Below are 16,557 nucleotides of genomic sequence, written 5' to 3'. Positions count from 1 at the left end.
GAGGTCTTTTTTTTCCGGTACAGAACAGGGATCATCGCCCTCCCAAAAGACGCCGAGGAACCGAAACCATGGAATTGACGCTGGAAGCGGTGGCGCTCTTTGCACTGAAACTGGTGCACGAGACGGACGGCGGCAGCCCGGTTTTGCGTGATGACCCAATGATGGTCGGGTATGACCGCGAGGTGTTTGGGTTGTTGGTGCGGCAGGGGGATTTGGCTGCTATTCAGCTGAAGGTTGATGAGTGCCTGACGCTGGCACTCATATCCCTGGGCGGCGCCGATACCGTGATGGGCCGCGAGCTGCAACGGCTTGCGGTGGACGTGCGCCAAGCATCAACACTTGAAGCACTCAATGCCCCGCTCAACACCCTCAAGGACTATCTGAAAGCCATTTTGTGAAGCGCGACTCAGCGTCGCCCTTCCACCGCCATCCGCACCGCCAACCCCATCAGCACCGACCCCATCAACCAGCGCTGCACCACCTGCCAGCCCGGCCGGGTGACGAAAAACACCGCGATGGAACCGGCCATAGTGGCGATCATCGCGTTGACGCTCACGCTGATAAAAATCTGCGTGAAGCCCAGCACCAACGATTGCGTCAGCACACTGCCATGGCCATTCGGGTCGATGAACTGGGGTAGCAACGACAGGTACATCACCGCCACCTTGGGGTTCAGCAGGTTGGTCACCAGCCCCATCATGAACAGCTTGCGCGGGCTGTCCTGCGGCAGGTCCCGCACCTGAAACGGTGAACGCCCGCCCGGTTTCACGGCCTGCCAGGCCATGTAGAGCAGATACAACGCACCGCCAAAACGCAGGGCGTCGTAGGCAAACGGCACTGCCATCACCAACGCCGTGATCCCCAGCGCCGCGCACAGCATGTAAACCAGAAACCCCAACGCCACGCCGCCCAGCGAGATCAACCCGGCCGTGCGCCCCTGGCAGATCGAGCGTGAAATGAGGTAAATCATGTTCGGGCCGGGGGTGAGCACCATGCCGAGGGAGATCAGCGCATAGGCAAGCCAGTTGGACAGTTCAGGCATGATGGGGCTCCGCTTTTTTATCTTCTGGCCAAGGTTGTCAGGTTGGCCGCCATGGTAGGGCGTTCAAAATGCCCGCGTTAGATACAGATCCGTGAGCAAAACGGCATACACAAGGACAGGCATATGATCGACTTCAACAACAAAGGCTTTTTCAAACTCAAGCAAAACAACGAATACGCCGAACGCGTCTCGGCGCTGCTGCTGGACGGCGAAGAAGTGGTCGACGCCTACAAGGCCATGCGCGACGGGGTGGTCTTCACCACCAAACGCATCATCGCGGTCAACGTGCAGGGGATCACCGGCAGCAAGAAGGACTTCACCTCGCTGCCGTACAAGAACATCGTGGCGTACTCGGTGGAAACGGCTGGGACGTTTGATCTGGACTCGGAGTTGGAGATCTACTTTTCATCGCTGGGGAAAGTGAAGTTTGAGTTCACCGGGAAGACCTCGATTGTGGAAATCTCGCGGTTGATTTCCAAGCACCTGCTGGGCTGAACAGCATCAAATGTAGGGGCTGGCTTACCGGCGATGGCGCCTGCCCGTACACCATCAAATCTCCTACCGCCCCCCTAATATGCCTCCCTGGCAAAACGACCGGCGCTCTCCCTATACCCAGATAAGAGAACGCCTCCTGACGATTCGGCCATTACAAACACGCTGACTTTTCCCACGCTCCGCCTCGAACATAGCCAATATCAACCCTCACCTCTCCCCTCGTAGGCTCACTCCCCCACACAAGGAAGTGAGCCGGTCATGTCAGAGCGCTTTTACCCTCCCACCGAAAAAGAACTGCTCAAACACCGCATCCTGACCCCGCAACCATCGCGCGTGCCCTATTCGCCGTTGATCGATTCTTTCATTCCCACTCCCGCCCCAAAACCGCCCCCCGCCAAACCTCCCGGCTGCACCTTCACCAAACCCTGCAAACTCCCCGACGGCCTCATTCGCTATAGCGATCCAACAGGTTACGTGCCGCTTGAACTGATCAAGGACTACGGCCATTTCAGCCTGTTGGGCGGGCGCGAGGTGAATAGCCAGGGCGTTGCCCTACGCAAGATCAGCGGCAGCGCGCTACCTGTCGGCTTGGGGCAGTTGGCGCTGCGTTCGGTAGCGTTGGAGACGGCAGTCGCGGCGGCGGGCACTGTGGCCGCAGGACTGTTGGCGGGGTTGGTCGCGCTGGTCTGGCCAGCGGAGTTGGGGGATAGCGCGCTTTACAGTGAAGAACAGTTGCGTTCGATGCAGCGGGCGCGTTCGCAGATGCGGTTGCATGTTGAGCAACGTGAGGATGGCACGCTCAAGGGGTATGGGTTTTACACGGGCAACCATACCGATTGGCAAATGATTGATGTGGTGCAGTTTCACGTCAGTGGCGATCAGTTTGTGGCGGACTTGGGGGAGGGTGTTGAGCTGGTCTGGACGCCTGCGGTTGATCCGGGCGACACGCTTGGTATTCCGGCTCTGGAGGCTGCGCCGCAAGCGCCGGTGATGTGGATTTATCCGCCGACGGAAAAGGCCGCGCAGATTCTGGTGAACCCGATTTATCCGCCGGAGTATCGGGATTTTATTCTGGTGTTCCCAGTGGAGTCGGGAGTTCGGCCGCTGTATGTGGTGGTTAATGAACCACGGAAGGGCATGAAAAATCCGGATTACGATTACTTTCCGGCACCCAAAACAGAAGACATTACTGGCTTCCCAGGTTTAATTGAGCAAAAGAGAAAGACCCGAAAACGAAACGGCGGTGGTCTAAGGGAGCGTTGGAAAGATGCGAAAGGGAGGAGGATTTTTGAGTGGGATTCAGAGAAGGGTGAATTAGAGGTTTACCGATACAGTGATGTGAAACACCTAGGCTCTTTTGACCCTTACACCGGCGAGCAGCGAGGCCCGGCAAAAGATGACCGACGTATAGAAAAATAGGTGGAGATTGCTCTATGGCAATGAAGATACGGCTGCAATGGTTCAACAAAAAAACTGAAAGTTTGGAGGCAGCAGAACCTTCAGAGGACTTTGAGGAAGACGACAGTATTCTTAAAGCACTCGATTTACACGAGGAACCACAGATCTATGCCGGAGGATTCGATGTTCTCCCAGACTGGATAGCGATTCTCCAGCCACATTTCCGGCACGTTATAGAACCGAGCCTTTTCGACTACCAAATTTCCTTCCGATACCAAGGCGCCTGGCCACCTACTCCAAAGCCGCCTAAAAAAGAGTCTTAATGCGATGACGCCAAATATGCAAAAGCCCCTCCTCTACCGCTCAGTCAACACCCGAACCCATGGCGTAAACCATGGAAGTCACCACTCCTATAGGTACGACCGACACACCAAGAAAGAACAAAGCGCACTATCAACCCACGGCTCAATGCACAGCCATCAACGTCACGGTTTTGATTACACCCCGCTGTTCCGCTTTCTCCTGTCTAAAGTCGGTCAGCCATGGGGTCAGGTTTTCAGCGAAGCCAAATCCCGCCTGGATCGCCTGGAGCCGGTGTTCTGGATGGTTGCGCTACATGAAAGCGACAAACAGGAATATGTAAGAACGGATGAGAACAGCTATTTCAGCGGTCTGTGGGTCGACGAAGCCGGCCTGCTGCAAAAGGTCAATCCGCATCTGACGCCCGAGCAGATGAAACCCTTTTACGACGGCTACACCCACACCTTCAACGGGGTGATATTCGCCCAGCCTTTACCACACAAACGGTGGGCAATGCCCACCATTCAATCAACTCAGCCTACCCCGCCTTCGTCTCACTCCCCTCCCCACCCATCAACACCCGATTCGCCGGATCGGTGATATCAAATACCTGCTGTGCACACGCCGAACGACTAGGCGTGAACTGGAACTCCACCAGATACACCTTCGCTTTCTCTGGGGTGAACGTGCTCTCCGGCGGTATGCAGCTGTAATAAGCGCCATTGCCTATGTTTCCCGCCCGACCAAATACGGTGAGTTTCTTGCCTGGGTCCGCCTGGATCTCCAACTGCGGAAAGCGTTTGAACCCGGCGCTGGCGACTGTCTGGTTGAGTTTGGCGATCCAGTTGAAAACGCGGCCTTCACCGGTGTCCACCACCGTACCCAAGGTTTCCACGCGTTGGTCGGGGTCGCCTTCGCGGCGGATGGAAAATTCGACGGGGTTGGTGCCGCCGTAGGCTTTCATGATGACTTTGGCGTGTTCGGCATCGACCGCTACGGTTTTCTGGCGAAATTGCACGCCGTCCTTGAGCAGGCTAGGCGAAGAGTCGCGTTGGTTGGATTGGCAGGCGCCCAGGGCCAGGGCGAGGGAGAGCAGCGTGATGCGCTTCATGGGGATGTCCTTATCGGGGATGAGAGTGAAGACTGGACCCGAGTTTAAACATTTTGTTCCGCTGGGACCGAATAAGCGGCTGATGCTCAAGCAATCAGCGATGCAAGAGTTGTGGCTTGGCAGGCCTACCGAGGTGATCCCTTCGCAGCCTCGCCAGGGCTCGACATCTCCCACATTAGATCGGCGTCGCGGCCAGCAGTACCTATTCCTGTGGGAGCTGGGCTTATCTGTCACATCATCGGTGACTGACCCACCGCCATCGCTGGCAAGCCAGCTCCTACAGTTGATCAGCGTCGCGGCCAGTAGCACCTATTCCTGTGGGAGCAACTGTCTTAAAGGTTTTAAAGAATCATCATCAAGACAGCCATAAAAACGCCCACAGTTGACCGAGTACACCCGCTGACCTGCCCTCACTGTAGGAGCCGGCTTGCCGGCGATAGCGATCCATCAGTGAACAGCGTTGCAACTGACCCACCGCCATCGCTGACAAGCCAGCACCTACAGTGGATCGTCGTCGTTACGCGGCCCCCTGTGGGAGCTGTCGAGCTTTAGCGAGGCTGCGAAAGCGGCCTGTCAGGCAACGAAAATGCCCGCAATGCCCCCACCCTCAACGCTCGCCGAACACCAACCGCGCACTCAACCCGCCCTGCTCCAGATTCTGCAACACCAGCCGGCAACCAATCTTGCCGACGATCATGTCGACAATCGCCAACCCCAACCCGGCGCCGTTGGCATTGCCACGGCTGTAGAAGCGTTCCACCAATCGCCCCATTTCCGCTTCATCAATGCCAGGCCCAGCGTCTTCCACACTCAGGCAATAGGCGCCGATGATCACTTTGACTTCGCTGCCTTCTGGCGAAAAATTCAGCGCGTTGGTCACCAGGTTTTGCAGGGCAATCGCCAGCGCCACCGGTTCGGTTTCCACCCAGCACGCTTCCTCGCCTTCAAGCACCAACTCCACGCCCTTCTCCATCGCCAGGGGCGTCAGCTCCGCGAGTTCTTCCCGCACCAGTTCCGTCAGTTGCACACGACTGCGCACGGGATTGCTCAAGTGCGGTTCGATGCGCGCCATGGTCAACAATTGGCTACCAATGCGCGTTGCGCGGTCCACACCGCTCACCAGAAAATCCAACGCCTCGCGCCGCTGCTCATCTGTAACGGCAGTTTGGGCGTTCTGAGCATGAATACGCAGGATGGCCAACGGCGTGCGCAGCTCATGGGCGGCATCGGCGATAAAACGGCGCTCGCGCTCCAGCAGGTCATCGATTTGCACCAACACCCGATTCAGCGCCGTTTGCATCGGTTCCAGATCGCTGGGCAACGGCTTGAGCTGCAACGGCTGCAGCGTGTCAGTGGTACGGCCGCGGATCGATCGGGCCATGACACGCAACGGCTCAAGCCCCCAGCCAATCACCAGCCAGATCAGCAGCGCCAGCAACGGCACGCCAATCAGGGTGGGCCATAGCGTGTGGCGCATGATGCGCTGGATCACGTCCTGGCGGATGTCGTCGCGCTCGCCCACCCAGATCAGCAGCCCCTGCTGCGGGTCGGCCAGGAGGAAGGCGCACCAGTCATTACCGTTATCCATCAGGTCGTGGGAACCGAGGGTCGCCGGTGGCGCCTTCAGCACCGGCGCTTCGGCCGAGCGCACGAGTAATTCACCCGCGCTGTTCCACACCTGGAAGGTCAGGCGGGTTTCATAGGGATGGGCCACGCCCTCCTCGCCCACGCGACTCATGGCCTGGTCAAAGGCCTGGTGCAGGCGGTCCCAATCAGCGTCCCCAGGGTCACGCTGGCGCAACACACCCTGCAGCAAACGTGCGCTTTGTGCGAGTTGAGCGTCGTAGACTTCTTCGATTTCGTGGTGGCTGTCGCGCAGCACCAGCCAGCTGATCAGGGCGTCCCCCAGCAGGATCAGCACCAGCACTGGGATCAAAATGCGCGCGCGAACCGAGGTCATGGCTTGAGCACCAACACATAACCCACGCCACGCACGGTGCGGATCAGCTCGGTGGATAACTTTTTGCGCAGGTTGTGAATCAACACCTCCAGCGTGTTGCTCTCGACCCGGTCCTGCCAGCCATACAGCGCACGGGACAGCCGTTCACGGGTCACCACTTTGCCAGGGCGCACCATCAATTGGTGCAGCAGTTGGTACTCCATCGGCGTCACGACGACTTCTTCATCCCCATAACGCACCTGCTGCGTGGCCGGGTCGAGGCTGATGCCAGCATGCTCCAGCATCGGTTGCGCACGGCCCTGGCTGCGGCGCAACAAAGCACGCACGCGGGCCTTGAGTTCTTCCACATCGAACGGCTTGATCAGGTAGTCATCGGCGCCCGCGTCCAACCCGGCAATGCGCTCGGCGGTGCCGTCGCGGGCAGTGAGGATCAGCACCGGCAGGTCATGTTGTTCGGCGCGCAATTGCTGCAACAGGTCCAAGCCATCGAGGCGTGGCAGGCCGAGGTCGAGCAGCAACAGGTCGAAATTTTCCGTGCGCAGGGCATGCAGGGCGGCCACGCCGTCCTGCAACCAATCCAGGGTGTAGCCTTCGGCGCCCAACGCCACACGAATCCCCTGGCCGAGGGCACGATCATCTTCGACAAGGAGTAGGCGCATAGCAAAATCTCTGTAGGAAACGGCGGCATCATGCCGGGTTCTGGCGCGGGCGATTCCGCTAAAGATGTTACGGCTCGTTGCCAACTAAGGTTGCACTAAGGTTGGTTTTGCACTGTGAAATCTCCTACAAACGCCGAGAGCTTTTCCATGCGCAAAATTCTCCTGCTGTCCCTGATTCTCGCCAGCCCCCTGGCCGTTGCCGGCCCACAGTGCACCACCGCGGAGCGCTCGCAATGGCAAGACCAGCAAGCCTTCCAGGACAAGCTCAAGGCGCAAGGTTACGAAATCAGCAAGTTCAAGGTCACCGACGGCAACTGCTACGAGATCTACGGCTTCGACAAAGACAAACGCAAGGTCGAGATCTACCACGACCCCGTCACCGGCAAGGCAGTGAAGACTGAGATCAAGGGCTGATGCCAGAGCAATCCCTGCGCCTGTGGGACCCGCTGGTGAGGCTGTTTCATGTGTCTATCGCCGGGGTCTTCATCGCCAATTACTTCTTCAATGAGGCTGGCGATGACTGGCACGTCTGGCTGGGCTACTACGCCATGGCCTGGCTGCTGGTGCGGACGGTGTGGGGATTTGTCGGGCCACGCAGCGCGCGTTGGGCAGATTTTTGGCCGACACCCGCGCGCCTGAAAGCCCACGCGCACTCACTGCTCAAGGGCCGGCCACAGCATCGTCTGGGCCATTCGCCCATTGGCGCCCTGGTGATGCTGTTGATGTTGCTCGCGCTGCTGACCCTCGGCGTCAGTGGCTTCCTGATGCAGGAAGTCGATGCCTTGTGGGGCGCCGACTGGCCGCTGCAACTGCACGAAACGGCGGCCAATGTGCTGCTCGGTTTGGTAGGTGTGCATGTACTGGCGGCGCTGTTTGAAAGTGTCCAGGTGCGGGACAACCTGCCGTTATCCATGCTCACCGGTCGCAGGAAGCGCCTGCCGGATGAGCCTGTGCAGTAATCCTTTTCCAGACAGGTTCCCTATGCGCTCCGCCTTATTGATCTGCAGCCTGCTGGGGGTATTTCTCGCCGCCTGGCTGAGCCATCCGCCCCATATGCTGGCACCTTTTGCACAGGCCAGCCCGAACACCGCCAAGGTGGCAGCGGCTCCGCAGTACAGCAGTCGTTTTGTGTCTTCGCAGCTCACCGATTTTGTGCACGCGTCATCCGTCACCGCACTGCCTGGCGGCGACCTGATGGCCGTGTGGTTTGCCGGCTCCCGCGAGGGCGCCGCCGATGTGCAGGTGCGCAGCGCACGCTTTGATGCGCACAGCGGCGAATGGGGCGCCGAGCAGGTACTGGCCACGCGGGAAAGTACCCGCGACGGCACGCAGCGCTATATCCGCAAGCTCGGCAACCCGGTGATCGCCCTGGGGCCGGACAAACGCCTGTGGATGTTTTACGTGTCGGTGTCGGTCGGCGGCTGGGCCACCAGTGCGATCAATCTGATGGTGTCGGAAGACTTGGGTGCCACCTGGTCGGCACCCAAGCAGTTGGTGACCTCGCCGTTCTTCAACATCAGTACGCTGGTGCGCGCCGCGCCCGTGTTCCATGCGGACGGCTCGATTGGCTTGCCGGTGTACCACGAGTTCATGGGCAAGTTTGCCGAGTACCTGTACTTGAGTGCCGACGGGGCAGTGATCGATAAATTCCGCATCAGCCGGGGCAAACATTCGCTGCAACCGACCATCGTGCCCCAGGACGGCCAACGCGCCGTGGCGATGCTGCGCTACGCCGGTGAAACCCATCACCGCGTACTCGCCAGCCGCACCGAAGATGCCGGGCAAACCTGGAGCGAGCCGTACCCGCTGGAACCGGCCAACCCCAACTCGTCGCTCGCGGCCGTGGCCACCGAGGACGACGGTTTGCTGGTGGCCCTCAACGACCTGCAGGACGGCCGCTTCAAACTCAGCCTCTACGGCACCGACGCCCAGCTCAGCCAATGGCGCACCGTGGTCGAGCTGGACCAGTCCCCCGACCCGCTCGGCCAACCGTTCACCCCCGAGGCGTACAAGGCCATCATCGGCGAGGGCTTCCGCGCCTCCAGCGGTGCCAAGCGTCTGCCGCTGGAACAACGTTTCCTGAGCAACCTGGATTACCGCGTGTGCAAACCCCGTGGCTGCGATTTTGAGTACGAGTACCCGTATTTCAGCCGCAGCCCGGACGGCATGTACCACGTGGTGTACTCGTGGAATAACACCTTTATCAAACATGTCAGCTTCAACGAAGCCTGGCTGGCGGAGCGTTTGTGATGACTGCTTTATGGCAGGCGCATTTGAGTTTTGTGCTGTTGGGGTTTGTGCTCTTGAGCACGTTTCGATTCACCGCAAAGTGGCGCCCATGGCTACTGCCAGTATTAGTGGTGCTCAGTGTTATGCCGGTGAATGAACTGCCCCTGGCGGCGTATGTGCGCAGCTTTACCGATGACCTGGCGTTCAGCACGTTGGTGTTGCTGGCGTGGGTTGCGCTGTGCCGGTTGGGTGTATTGCAACCGCTGCATTGCCCACAAAAGCTGCAACTGCTGGTGCTGTTTGGCGGGCTGAGCCTGCTGCTGTATCCAGCCACCCTGGGGCTGACGTATGTGGACCCGTATCGCTGGGGGTTCAACCCTCGGCCGATGATTGGGCTGGTGGGTGCGGCAGCGCTGCTGATGCTGTGGCTGCGCCATTCGTTGGCGGTGTGGATGTTGGCGGTGGGCACGTTGGCGTTCGCGTTGCGGCTCAAGGCGTCGGAAAACTATTGGGATTATCTGGTAGACCCGCTGTTGGCGGGCTACTGCGTCATCGCGGGATTCATGCAACTCAAACTGTGGGAGTGGGCTTGCTCACGAATGCGCAGTGTCAGGCTACATATTTGGCACTGATACACCGCTTTCGCGGGCAAGCCCGCTCCCACATTGAGACTGCGTCGATTTAAAGAATGGGGATAAAAATGAGTGCGTTGCAATCACGCCGCCTGCGCTACGGCGTGGGCGCGATCGGGTTGGTGTTTGTGTTGCTGGCCGCCTTGCGGCTGGTGTTTGTGGTGGGCTTTTCGGGCCTCGGGTTCAACACGCCAGCGCTGCTGGAAACCCTAGGTATCGGCCTGCGTTTCGACCTGCGCCTGGCGGTACTGATCCTGCTGCCGCTGGCCGTGCTGGCGTGGCTGCCGCGCTGGAACCTCACCACCCTGCCCGCCCTGCGCTGGCTGGCGCGGGGTTATCTGGTGATAGCGCTGGCCGTGGTCGGCCTGGTGTACATCATCGACTTCGGCCACTACGCCTACCTCGGCGTGCGCATCAACGCGACGGTGCTGCGTTACCTGCAAGACGCGCAGATTTCTCGGCAGATGGTGTGGGAAACCTACCCGGTGCTGTGGATAACTGCCTGTTGGCTGGCCGCCGTGGCGCTGTGGGTGTGGGCGTTGGTGTGCCTGGAACGAATCACCCTGGACCGCGAACCCAAGGCCATCGGCAAGCCGATGCTGGTCGCCGTTTCAGTGGTCGGCGTGATCACCGTGCTGCTGGCCCTGCTCGGCCGCGTGGCTAACCTCAACCTGGAGAACCCGGTACCGCTGCGCTGGAGCGATGCGTTCTTTTCCGGCAACAGCCAAGTGGCCGCCGTGGGTTTGAACCCGGTGCTGTTTTTATACGACACACTCAAGGTCGGCCAGTCGCAGTTCGATGAAACCAAAGTGCGCGAGCTGTACCCGCAAGTCGCCCACTACCTGGGCGTCAATCAACCTGACGCAGCGCAACTGAACTTCATCCGCGAGCAAGGCGTGCAGCCCTATCGCCTGGCCGGCAGCCAGCCGCCCAACATCGTCTTTGTGATGCTCGAATCCCTCGGCACCAGCGCCGTGGGGGCCTATGGCAACCCGCTCAACCCCACGCCGAACCTGGACAAACTGGCCACGCAAAGCCTGTTTTTCAAACACTTCTACGTGCCCGTCACTGGCACCGCCAAGACGGTGTGGGCGAGCATCACCGGCGTACCGGACGTGACCCGCCAGGAGACGGCCACGCGCAACCCGCTGATCACGCGGCAACACACGCTGATCAACGCGTTCGAGGGTTACCAGAAGTTCTACATGATTGGCGGCAACGCCGGCTGGGCGAACATCAACGCGCTGATCCGCCAGAGCATCGACGGCGTGCAGTTGTTTGAAGAAAGCCACTGGCGCTCGCCACGGGTGGATGTGTGGGGCATCTCCGACCTGGACCTGTTCAAGGAAAGCGACGCGCTGCTGCAAGCCGTGCCCGACGGCCAGCCGTTCTTTGCCTTCCTGCAAACCTCAGGCAATCACCGACCGTTCACCATCCCCAAACACAACGACGGGTTCCAGGTAAGCGACGTGACGCTGGAACAGGTGCAGGCGGCTGGCTCCCGCAGCGTCGAGCAGTACCAGGCCGTGCGCTTGCTGGACTACAACATCGGGCGCCTGATGGACATCGCCAAGGCCGGTGGCTGGTACGACAACAGCATCTTTGTGTTCTTCGGCGACCACAACACCCGCATCAGCCAGATCCCGCACATGGCACCGGCCTTCGAACAGCTGGGTTTGGAGAGCAATAACGTACCGCTGCTGATTCATGCCCCGGGCCTGGCGCCCCGGGTGATCGAAGACGCCGTGGGCCTGGCCGACCTGTTGCCCACCGTCGCCGGTATGGCGGGCGTGCCGTTTCGCAATGGCGCCATGGGCCGCGACATCCAGCAACCCGCGCCCGAGGGCGAACGCATGGTGCCGCTGGTGTTGCAGGAGGGCACGTTCCCGGTGATTGGTGGCGTGACCAAGGACTTCCTGCTGCAGATGCAGCACGACGGCAGTTCACCCACCCTGCACGACCTGGCGTCGCAAACACCGAGGGAAGACGTGGCGCAGCAACATCCCGAAGAGTTCGAGCGCCTGCAGGGGCTGACGCGCGGGCTGCATGAGAGTGCGCGGCTGATGCTGTTCAGGAATGTGCGCGAGTGATCACTTGGCCTGGAATGTCTCGAGGTACGCCAGGATGTCCTGGATTTTTTCCTGGTCGCTGATCCCCCAGAAAATCATGCGCGTGCCGCTGACGACTTTCTTTGGTGCCTCGATGTAGGCGGCGAGTTTGTCGCGGGTCCAGACCACGCCCGAGTTCTTCATCGCGTCGGAATATTGATAGTCGGTGGTGGTGCCGGCCGGGCGGTCGATGATGCCGTTGAGCTGAGGCCCGAAGCCGCCGCGTGCACCTTCGCCGATGCTATGGCAGCCGCCGCAGGTCTTGGTGAAGAGCTTGCCACCGGCCTCGGCATCGCCGGCGGCGAAGGCCGGCGCGCTGAGGATCATGGCAAGGGTCAACAAGGCGAGGCGTTTCATGGAAGGCTCCACATCAAGGTAGCGGTCATTATGCCCAATCAGGAGCGCATGCCCATCCAGATCACGGTTTCGGTCCATGCCGTGACCACCGGCGCCAGCGCCCGGAACCACGGGTCGCGCTCATCAATCTGCGCGGCCGAGTGGTCATGATGGTGTTGTTCTTCCTCGACGATGGACGCAATAGCAGCCACCGCCAAGGGGTCGATGCCCTGCAAGGTGTGCAGTTGATGGGCCAGATGCTTGAGCACCACGCTTTCGACCGCGACCGTCGTGGCGACAATCGCCTTGCGCCCGCACAGGCCAGTCACCAACCCCAGCACCAGGCCACCCAGGCCACACAGCCAATAACTGCGGCAGCGACGGTAAGCGCGGCGTTGCAACTCGGCCTGGAACACTGCGCGGTGGCGGCGCTCGTGGGAGAGAAACTCCTGCAGTTCGGCCACCATGCTGCGCGCAAAAAAACGCGCCATGAACAGTTGGCCGCTGTAGATGCAGATCGCGCCATGCTCTCCGGCATGGTCGACTTTGATCATGCGGTTGCCGAGGTCGTGGTCGATAAGTGGGGCAACGGGAGCATTCACGGGGGCAGCCTTGTGCGAAAGCCTGTGAGAGGTCAGGCCGGTCCTCTGTAGTTGATGCGCGGGTATCGTGCAGTAACAGCTGGCAACCGCGCAAGCCAGAGCGTTTGCACGACCACCCATCGTTTAGCGAATATCCAATCGAACCTATTGAAGCGTGTCCCACTCCACCCAATTGAACCCTGATGGTGGAGTAAGGATCATGGCTCAGCCATCGATTTTAGTGTTGGAAGACGACGAGATCATTCGCTCGTTGATGGTGGACGTGCTGGAGGAGTTTGGTGCCCATGTCACCTCGTTTCCTTCGGCGGACGAAGGGATGATTTTTCTCGAGCGGGCCGATGACCCGGTGGACCTGATTGTCAGCGATATCCAGATGCCGGGTTTGCTCAACGGTTATGACTTGAGCCGGGTCGTGGCCCACCGCTGGCCGTCAGTGCCGGTGGTGCTGACGTCCGGCAATACCAAGCTGGCAGCGCAACTGGGCAGCAGCGTACGTTTCCTGCCCAAGCCGTGGAGCGCCGAGCACTTGCTTGAATGTGTGCAAACGGCGCTGACTCAACAAGGATCGTCCATGCATTGATAGCCCCGCGATATCACTTAAACCGAACTTGAGACGGGGAGTTGTGGTCATTGCAATGAGCAAGGAGCGACTTTTCTGATCCGCTGGTCAGGCTTTTCGCCTTGTGCGTACAGTCGAAGCGAATGAGTTGTGTAGAATCGTCGCCCCTTTTCACGCGTCATTCATGGCCGCAAGGCCCACTGTTCGAGCTCATTGCATGCATTCACAGGCCCATGACGTCAGTGCGCCCTCACTGCTGGAAACACTGCGTACAGGCACTGCCCTGTTGCATGTGGCGTTGGAAAAGCGCCTGCCGTTCTTCTCCGAGCGCCTGGATGCCAACTGGTATCGGCGACTGCTCCAGGCGTACTACGGCTTTTACCGCCCGATGGAAACAGCGCTGTACGGCAGTGGTTTGATTCCCGAGGGCTTCGACACAGTGATGCGTGTGAAAACGCCAACATTGGTGAAAGACCTCCATGCCCTAGGCCTGGACAACGACACTCTCGACGCCCTGCCTCGTTGCACCGATTTGCCCACCTTCAACACTCCCGCTGCCTGCCTCGGCGCCCTGTATGTGCTCGAAGGCGCGACGTTGGGCGGCCAAGTGCTGCGCCGGGAAATGGCCCAGCGCCTGGGCCTGGATGCTGACAACGGTGGCGCATTTCTCAACGTATATGGCGCCGAGACCGGTCGACGCTGGAAAGACTTTCTCGACTACCTGGGCCGCCTGCCGCTGGATGCACCCGCCAAACAGCACGCGGTAGAGGCTGCCCGTTCGACATTCAGCGGCTTTGAGCAATGGCTCGACCGCCAAGAGGTACTGCTATGAAACCCGAAGATTTTGAAGAGCTGCTTGCCAACTGCGCCGACGAGCCCATCCGTTTTCCGGGGGCGATCCAACCTCACGGTGTGCTGCTGACCTTGTCGGAACCCGACCTGAATATCATCCAGGTCAGCGCCAACGTGGGCACGTTGTTCGGCCAGGCGCCTGAGGCGCTGCTAGGCAAGCCTCTGCACACTCTGTTGGGGGTTGAACACGCTAACGCTGTGCAATCCATGGCTGAGAGCAACAGCTTTTTCGACGCGCCGCCCCTGCATGTCACCCTCAACGGCGCGTCGTTCGAAGGTCTGCTGCATCGCCATCAGAACGTACTGGTGCTGGAATTCGAACTGCGTATTGAAGACTTCAAACCACGCGCACTGAACGGCCGCACCAGCGACCTGGGCAAAATGTTGCAGCGCTTGCAGTCGGCGAAAACCCTGCAAGCGTTGTACGAAATCAGTGTGAATGAAATCCAGGCCATGACCGGTTATGACCGGGTGCTGATCTACCGTTTCGAAGAGGAAGGCCACGGCCAGGTGATCGCCGAGGCATCGGCGCCGTCCATGGAGCTGTTCAACGGGTTGTTCTTCCCCGCGTCCGACATTCCGGAGCAGGCCCGCGAGCTGTACCGCACCAACTGGCTGCGCATCATCCCGAATGCCGCCTATGAGCCGGTGCCGCTGCTGCCCAAGCTGCGCCCGGACACCGGACAGCCGCTGGACCTGAGTTTCGCCACTCTGCGCAGCGTGTCGCCGATTCACTGCCAGTACATGCAGAACATGGGCGTGCTGTCGTCCATGAGCATTTCGTTGATGAAGGGCGACACACTGTGGGGTCTGATCAGTTGCGGCAACCGCGAGCCGTTGTTGGTGCCCAATGAGCTGCGTACGGCCTGCCAGACCATCGGCCAGGTGTTGTCGCTGCAGATCAGCGCCATGGAAGCCCTGGACCTGAGCCGTCAGCGTGAAGAGAAGGTCGAGGCTTTGGCCCTGCTGGCTCAGGCAATGAAGGCCAGCGAAGCAAACGTCTTCGACGGCCTGGCCCAACAGCCGCAAGTGCTGATGGACCTGGCCCTGGCCGGCGGTGTGGCGATCATCGAAGACAAACAACTGCATCGCTATGGCAACTGCCCGGAGCCGGCGCAGATTCGCGCCCTGCACAAGTGGCTGATCGAGACCGGCGAGCCGGTGTTTTCCAGCCACAACCTGGCGTCGGTGTACCCGCCTGCCGCCGAGTATCAACAAGTGGCCAGCGGCGTATTGGCCATGAGCCTGCCCAAGCCTGTGGATAACGGCGTGCTGTGGTTCCGCCCGGAAGTCAAAGAGAACATCAACTGGAGTGGCGACCCGAGCAAACCGCTGGACCTGGAAAACTCCGACGCGGGCTTGCGCCTTCGCCCACGCACATCGTTTGAAATCTGGAAAGTGGAAATGGCCGGCATCTCCACCAAGTGGAGCCACGGCGACCGCTTTGCCGCCAATGACCTGCGTCGCTCAGCCCTGGAAAACGACCTGGCCCGCCAAGTGTTGCGCGAGCAACAAGCCGTGCGCGCTCGTGACGAGCTGGTGGCGGTAGTCTCCCACGACCTGCGCAACCCGATGACCGTGATCTCCATGCTGTGCGGCATGATGCAAAAGGCTTTCAGCTCCGACGGCCCGCACACCTCGCGACGGATTTCCTCGGCCATCGACACCATGCAACAGGCCGCCGGGCGCATGAATGTGCTGCTGGAAGATTTGCTCGACACCTCGAAAATCGAAGCCGGGCGCTACGTGGTCAAACCGGTGCCGCTGGATGTCAGCCAGATCTTTGAAGAGGCCTATTCACTGCTGGCGCCGTTGGCGATGGAGAAAGGCATCGACCTGTCGTTCAACACCGAGCCTGGCCTGCAGATCAACGCCGACCCGGAGCGCTTGTTCCAGGTACTGTCGAACCTGATCGGCAATGCCATCAAGTTCACCCCGCGCCAAGGCAATATCGGCATCAGCGCCATGAGCAATGGCGAGGAGATTGTGTTTTCGGTGCGCGATTCCGGCGAAGGGATTGCGCCGGAACAACTGCCTCACGTGTTTGATCGCTATTGGACCCAGACGGAAAACAACCCGACCGGCAGCGGCCTTGGGCTGTACATCACGCAAGGCATCGTCCAGGCCCATGGCGGCAAGATTGTTGCTGAAAGTGAAGTGGGCCGTGGCAGCGAGTTCCGGTTCACCGTGCCTAAAGTGACAGACGACGTGCACCGATAATCGATCACCCCGCCGGGCAGCCTTGCTGCCCCGGCCTTCCCTCTTACCGGATAA

19 protein-coding genes are annotated in these 16,557 nt (G+C 60.1%); 13 read left to right on the top strand and 6 right to left on the bottom strand.

All coding sequences use genetic code 11. The features are described from left to right. The first annotated feature begins 68 nt into the window (after positions 1 to 68). Positions 69 to 398: a hypothetical protein gene (locus HX792_RS16040; protein WP_176997009.1), complete on the top strand. Its 330-nt coding sequence runs from the start codon at positions 69 to 71 to the stop codon at positions 396 to 398. An 8-nt stretch (positions 399 to 406) separates the two neighbouring features. Here the strand turns inward: HX792_RS16040 and HX792_RS16035 are convergent, their stop codons facing one another. Further along, entirely contained in the window at positions 407 to 1,042 is a 636-nt protein-coding gene (locus HX792_RS16035) for a LysE family translocator (RefSeq protein ID WP_176997008.1), read from the bottom strand. Positions 1,043 to 1,165: 123 nt separating this feature from the next. Here HX792_RS16035 and HX792_RS16030 point away from each other — a divergent pair, with 123 nt between their 5' ends. The 4 genes from HX792_RS16030 to HX792_RS16015 all read left to right on the top strand — a co-directional run bounded on the left by HX792_RS16030 (position 1,166) and on the right by HX792_RS16015 (position 3,835). Then, positions 1,166 to 1,537 carry a PH domain-containing protein gene (locus HX792_RS16030; RefSeq protein WP_176997007.1) on the top strand — a complete coding sequence of 124 codons (372 nt, stop codon included), beginning with the start codon at positions 1,166 to 1,168 and terminating at the stop codon, positions 1,535 to 1,537. A gap of 258 nt (positions 1,538 to 1,795) precedes the next feature. Further along, on the top strand, positions 1,796 to 2,956 hold the full coding sequence (locus tag HX792_RS16025; protein WP_176997006.1) for an S-type pyocin domain-containing protein: 1,161 nt from the start codon (positions 1,796 to 1,798) through the stop codon (positions 2,954 to 2,956). A 14-nt stretch (positions 2,957 to 2,970) separates the two neighbouring features. Beyond that, positions 2,971 to 3,258, top strand: a complete 288-nt coding sequence (locus HX792_RS16020) for a colicin E3-like toxin immunity protein (RefSeq protein ID WP_176997005.1) — start codon at positions 2,971 to 2,973, stop codon at positions 3,256 to 3,258. Positions 3,259 to 3,274: 16 nt separating this feature from the next. Further along, the gene (locus tag HX792_RS16015) at positions 3,275 to 3,835 is read left to right on the top strand and encodes a hypothetical protein (RefSeq protein ID WP_371319359.1); all 561 of its coding nucleotides are present in this window, start codon (positions 3,275 to 3,277) and stop codon (positions 3,833 to 3,835) included. Here HX792_RS16015 and HX792_RS16010 read toward each other — a convergent pair. The 3 genes from HX792_RS16010 to HX792_RS16000 all read right to left on the bottom strand — a co-directional run bounded on the left by HX792_RS16010 (position 3,774) and on the right by HX792_RS16000 (position 6,965). Beyond that, on the bottom strand, positions 3,774 to 4,346 hold the full coding sequence (locus tag HX792_RS16010; RefSeq protein ID WP_176997004.1) for a hypothetical protein: 573 nt from the start codon (positions 4,344 to 4,346) through the stop codon (positions 3,774 to 3,776). The genes HX792_RS16015 and HX792_RS16010 overlap by 62 nt on opposite strands. Positions 4,347 to 4,953: 607 nt before the next feature. Further along, entirely contained in the window at positions 4,954 to 6,306 is a 1,353-nt protein-coding gene (locus tag HX792_RS16005; protein ID WP_176997003.1) for a sensor histidine kinase, read from the bottom strand. Next, on the bottom strand, positions 6,303 to 6,965 hold the full coding sequence (locus HX792_RS16000) for a response regulator (RefSeq protein WP_176997002.1): 663 nt from the start codon (positions 6,963 to 6,965) through the stop codon (positions 6,303 to 6,305). Before HX792_RS16000 ends, HX792_RS16005 begins: the two co-directional genes overlap by 4 nt. A 147-nt stretch (positions 6,966 to 7,112) precedes the next feature. On the opposite strand from HX792_RS16000, the gene HX792_RS15995 reads away from it, so the two are divergent. The 5 genes from HX792_RS15995 (at position 7,113) to HX792_RS15975 (ending at position 11,916) form a co-directional block, all read left to right on the top strand. Then, positions 7,113 to 7,379, top strand: a complete 267-nt coding sequence (locus HX792_RS15995; protein ID WP_176997001.1) for a PepSY domain-containing protein — start codon at positions 7,113 to 7,115, stop codon at positions 7,377 to 7,379. After that, positions 7,379 to 7,924 carry a cytochrome b/b6 domain-containing protein gene (locus tag HX792_RS15990; RefSeq protein WP_176997000.1) on the top strand — a complete coding sequence of 182 codons (546 nt, stop codon included), beginning with the start codon at positions 7,379 to 7,381 and terminating at the stop codon, positions 7,922 to 7,924. Before HX792_RS15995 ends, HX792_RS15990 begins: the two co-directional genes overlap by 1 nt. 22 nt (positions 7,925 to 7,946) lie before the next feature. Next, a complete protein-coding gene (locus HX792_RS15985) occupies positions 7,947 to 9,215 on the top strand; it encodes an exo-alpha-sialidase (RefSeq protein ID WP_176996999.1) in 1,269 nt (422 codons plus the stop codon). Continuing rightward, on the top strand, positions 9,215 to 9,826 hold the full coding sequence (locus tag HX792_RS15980) for a hypothetical protein (RefSeq protein WP_176996998.1): 612 nt from the start codon (positions 9,215 to 9,217) through the stop codon (positions 9,824 to 9,826). Before HX792_RS15985 ends, HX792_RS15980 begins: the two co-directional genes overlap by 1 nt. A gap of 68 nt (positions 9,827 to 9,894) precedes the next feature. Then, positions 9,895 to 11,916 carry an LTA synthase family protein gene (locus tag HX792_RS15975; RefSeq protein WP_176996997.1) on the top strand — a complete coding sequence of 674 codons (2,022 nt, stop codon included), beginning with the start codon at positions 9,895 to 9,897 and terminating at the stop codon, positions 11,914 to 11,916. Here HX792_RS15975 and HX792_RS15970 read toward each other — a convergent pair whose 3' ends face one another. Then, positions 11,917 to 12,291 (bottom strand): cytochrome c family protein, encoded by a 375-nt coding sequence (locus HX792_RS15970; protein WP_176996996.1) that lies wholly within the window; start codon positions 12,289 to 12,291, stop codon positions 11,917 to 11,919. A gap of 38 nt (positions 12,292 to 12,329) precedes the next feature. Continuing rightward, positions 12,330 to 12,872, bottom strand: a complete 543-nt coding sequence (locus HX792_RS15965) for a demethoxyubiquinone hydroxylase family protein (protein ID WP_371319358.1) — start codon at positions 12,870 to 12,872, stop codon at positions 12,330 to 12,332. Positions 12,873 to 13,071: 199 nt separating this feature from the next. On the opposite strand from HX792_RS15965, the gene HX792_RS15960 reads away from it, so the two are divergent. The 3 genes from HX792_RS15960 to HX792_RS15950 all read left to right on the top strand — a co-directional run bounded on the left by HX792_RS15960 (position 13,072) and on the right by HX792_RS15950 (position 16,503). Further along, positions 13,072 to 13,452, top strand: coding sequence for a response regulator (locus HX792_RS15960; RefSeq protein ID WP_176996995.1), 381 nt, complete (start codon positions 13,072 to 13,074; stop codon positions 13,450 to 13,452). A gap of 196 nt (positions 13,453 to 13,648) precedes the next feature. After that, positions 13,649 to 14,263: a biliverdin-producing heme oxygenase gene (locus tag HX792_RS15955; RefSeq protein WP_176996994.1), complete on the top strand. Its 615-nt coding sequence runs from the start codon at positions 13,649 to 13,651 to the stop codon at positions 14,261 to 14,263. Next, positions 14,260 to 16,503, top strand: coding sequence for an ATP-binding protein (locus tag HX792_RS15950; protein WP_176996993.1), 2,244 nt, complete (start codon positions 14,260 to 14,262; stop codon positions 16,501 to 16,503). Before HX792_RS15955 ends, HX792_RS15950 begins: the two co-directional genes overlap by 4 nt. Positions 16,504 to 16,557: the final 54 nt, after the last annotated feature.

It is taken from the genome of Pseudomonas sp. B6002, from assembly GCF_013385985.1.
Taxonomy (GTDB): domain Bacteria; phylum Pseudomonadota; class Gammaproteobacteria; order Pseudomonadales; family Pseudomonadaceae; genus Aquipseudomonas.
Note: the sequence above shows the minus strand (reverse complement) of the source record. Positions and strands in the feature narration are given on the sequence as shown.

What these genes read in the sequence shown, in the direction of transcription:
- HX792_RS15950 (WP_176996993.1), top strand. Translation starts at nt 14,260, where the DNA reads ATGAAACCCGAAGATTTTGAAGAGCTGCTTGCCAACTGCGCCGACGAG.
- HX792_RS15975 (WP_176996997.1), top strand. Translation starts at nt 9,895, where the DNA reads ATGAGTGCGTTGCAATCACGCCGCCTGCGCTACGGCGTGGGCGCGATC.
- HX792_RS16035 (WP_176997008.1), bottom strand. Translation starts at nt 1,042, where the DNA reads ATGCCTGAACTGTCCAACTGGCTTGCCTATGCGCTGATCTCCCTCGGC.
- HX792_RS16015 (WP_371319359.1), top strand. Translation starts at nt 3,275, where the DNA reads ATGCAAAAGCCCCTCCTCTACCGCTCAGTCAACACCCGAACCCATGGC.
- HX792_RS15955 (WP_176996994.1), top strand. Translation starts at nt 13,649, where the DNA reads ATGCATTCACAGGCCCATGACGTCAGTGCGCCCTCACTGCTGGAAACA.
- HX792_RS15990 (WP_176997000.1), top strand. Translation starts at nt 7,379, where the DNA reads ATGCCAGAGCAATCCCTGCGCCTGTGGGACCCGCTGGTGAGGCTGTTT.
- HX792_RS15985 (WP_176996999.1), top strand. Translation starts at nt 7,947, where the DNA reads ATGCGCTCCGCCTTATTGATCTGCAGCCTGCTGGGGGTATTTCTCGCC.
- HX792_RS16000 (WP_176997002.1), bottom strand. Translation starts at nt 6,965, where the DNA reads ATGCGCCTACTCCTTGTCGAAGATGATCGTGCCCTCGGCCAGGGGATT.
- HX792_RS15995 (WP_176997001.1), top strand. Translation starts at nt 7,113, where the DNA reads ATGCGCAAAATTCTCCTGCTGTCCCTGATTCTCGCCAGCCCCCTGGCC.
- HX792_RS16010 (WP_176997004.1), bottom strand. Translation starts at nt 4,346, where the DNA reads ATGAAGCGCATCACGCTGCTCTCCCTCGCCCTGGCCCTGGGCGCCTGC.
- HX792_RS15970 (WP_176996996.1), bottom strand. Translation starts at nt 12,291, where the DNA reads ATGAAACGCCTCGCCTTGTTGACCCTTGCCATGATCCTCAGCGCGCCG.
- HX792_RS15980 (WP_176996998.1), top strand. Translation starts at nt 9,215, where the DNA reads ATGACTGCTTTATGGCAGGCGCATTTGAGTTTTGTGCTGTTGGGGTTT.
- HX792_RS16040 (WP_176997009.1), top strand. Translation starts at nt 69, where the DNA reads ATGGAATTGACGCTGGAAGCGGTGGCGCTCTTTGCACTGAAACTGGTG.
- HX792_RS15960 (WP_176996995.1), top strand. Translation starts at nt 13,072, where the DNA reads ATGGCTCAGCCATCGATTTTAGTGTTGGAAGACGACGAGATCATTCGC.
- HX792_RS16030 (WP_176997007.1), top strand. Translation starts at nt 1,166, where the DNA reads ATGATCGACTTCAACAACAAAGGCTTTTTCAAACTCAAGCAAAACAAC.
- HX792_RS16025 (WP_176997006.1), top strand. Translation starts at nt 1,796, where the DNA reads ATGTCAGAGCGCTTTTACCCTCCCACCGAAAAAGAACTGCTCAAACAC.
- HX792_RS16005 (WP_176997003.1), bottom strand. Translation starts at nt 6,306, where the DNA reads ATGACCTCGGTTCGCGCGCGCATTTTGATCCCAGTGCTGGTGCTGATC.
- HX792_RS16020 (WP_176997005.1), top strand. Translation starts at nt 2,971, where the DNA reads ATGGCAATGAAGATACGGCTGCAATGGTTCAACAAAAAAACTGAAAGT.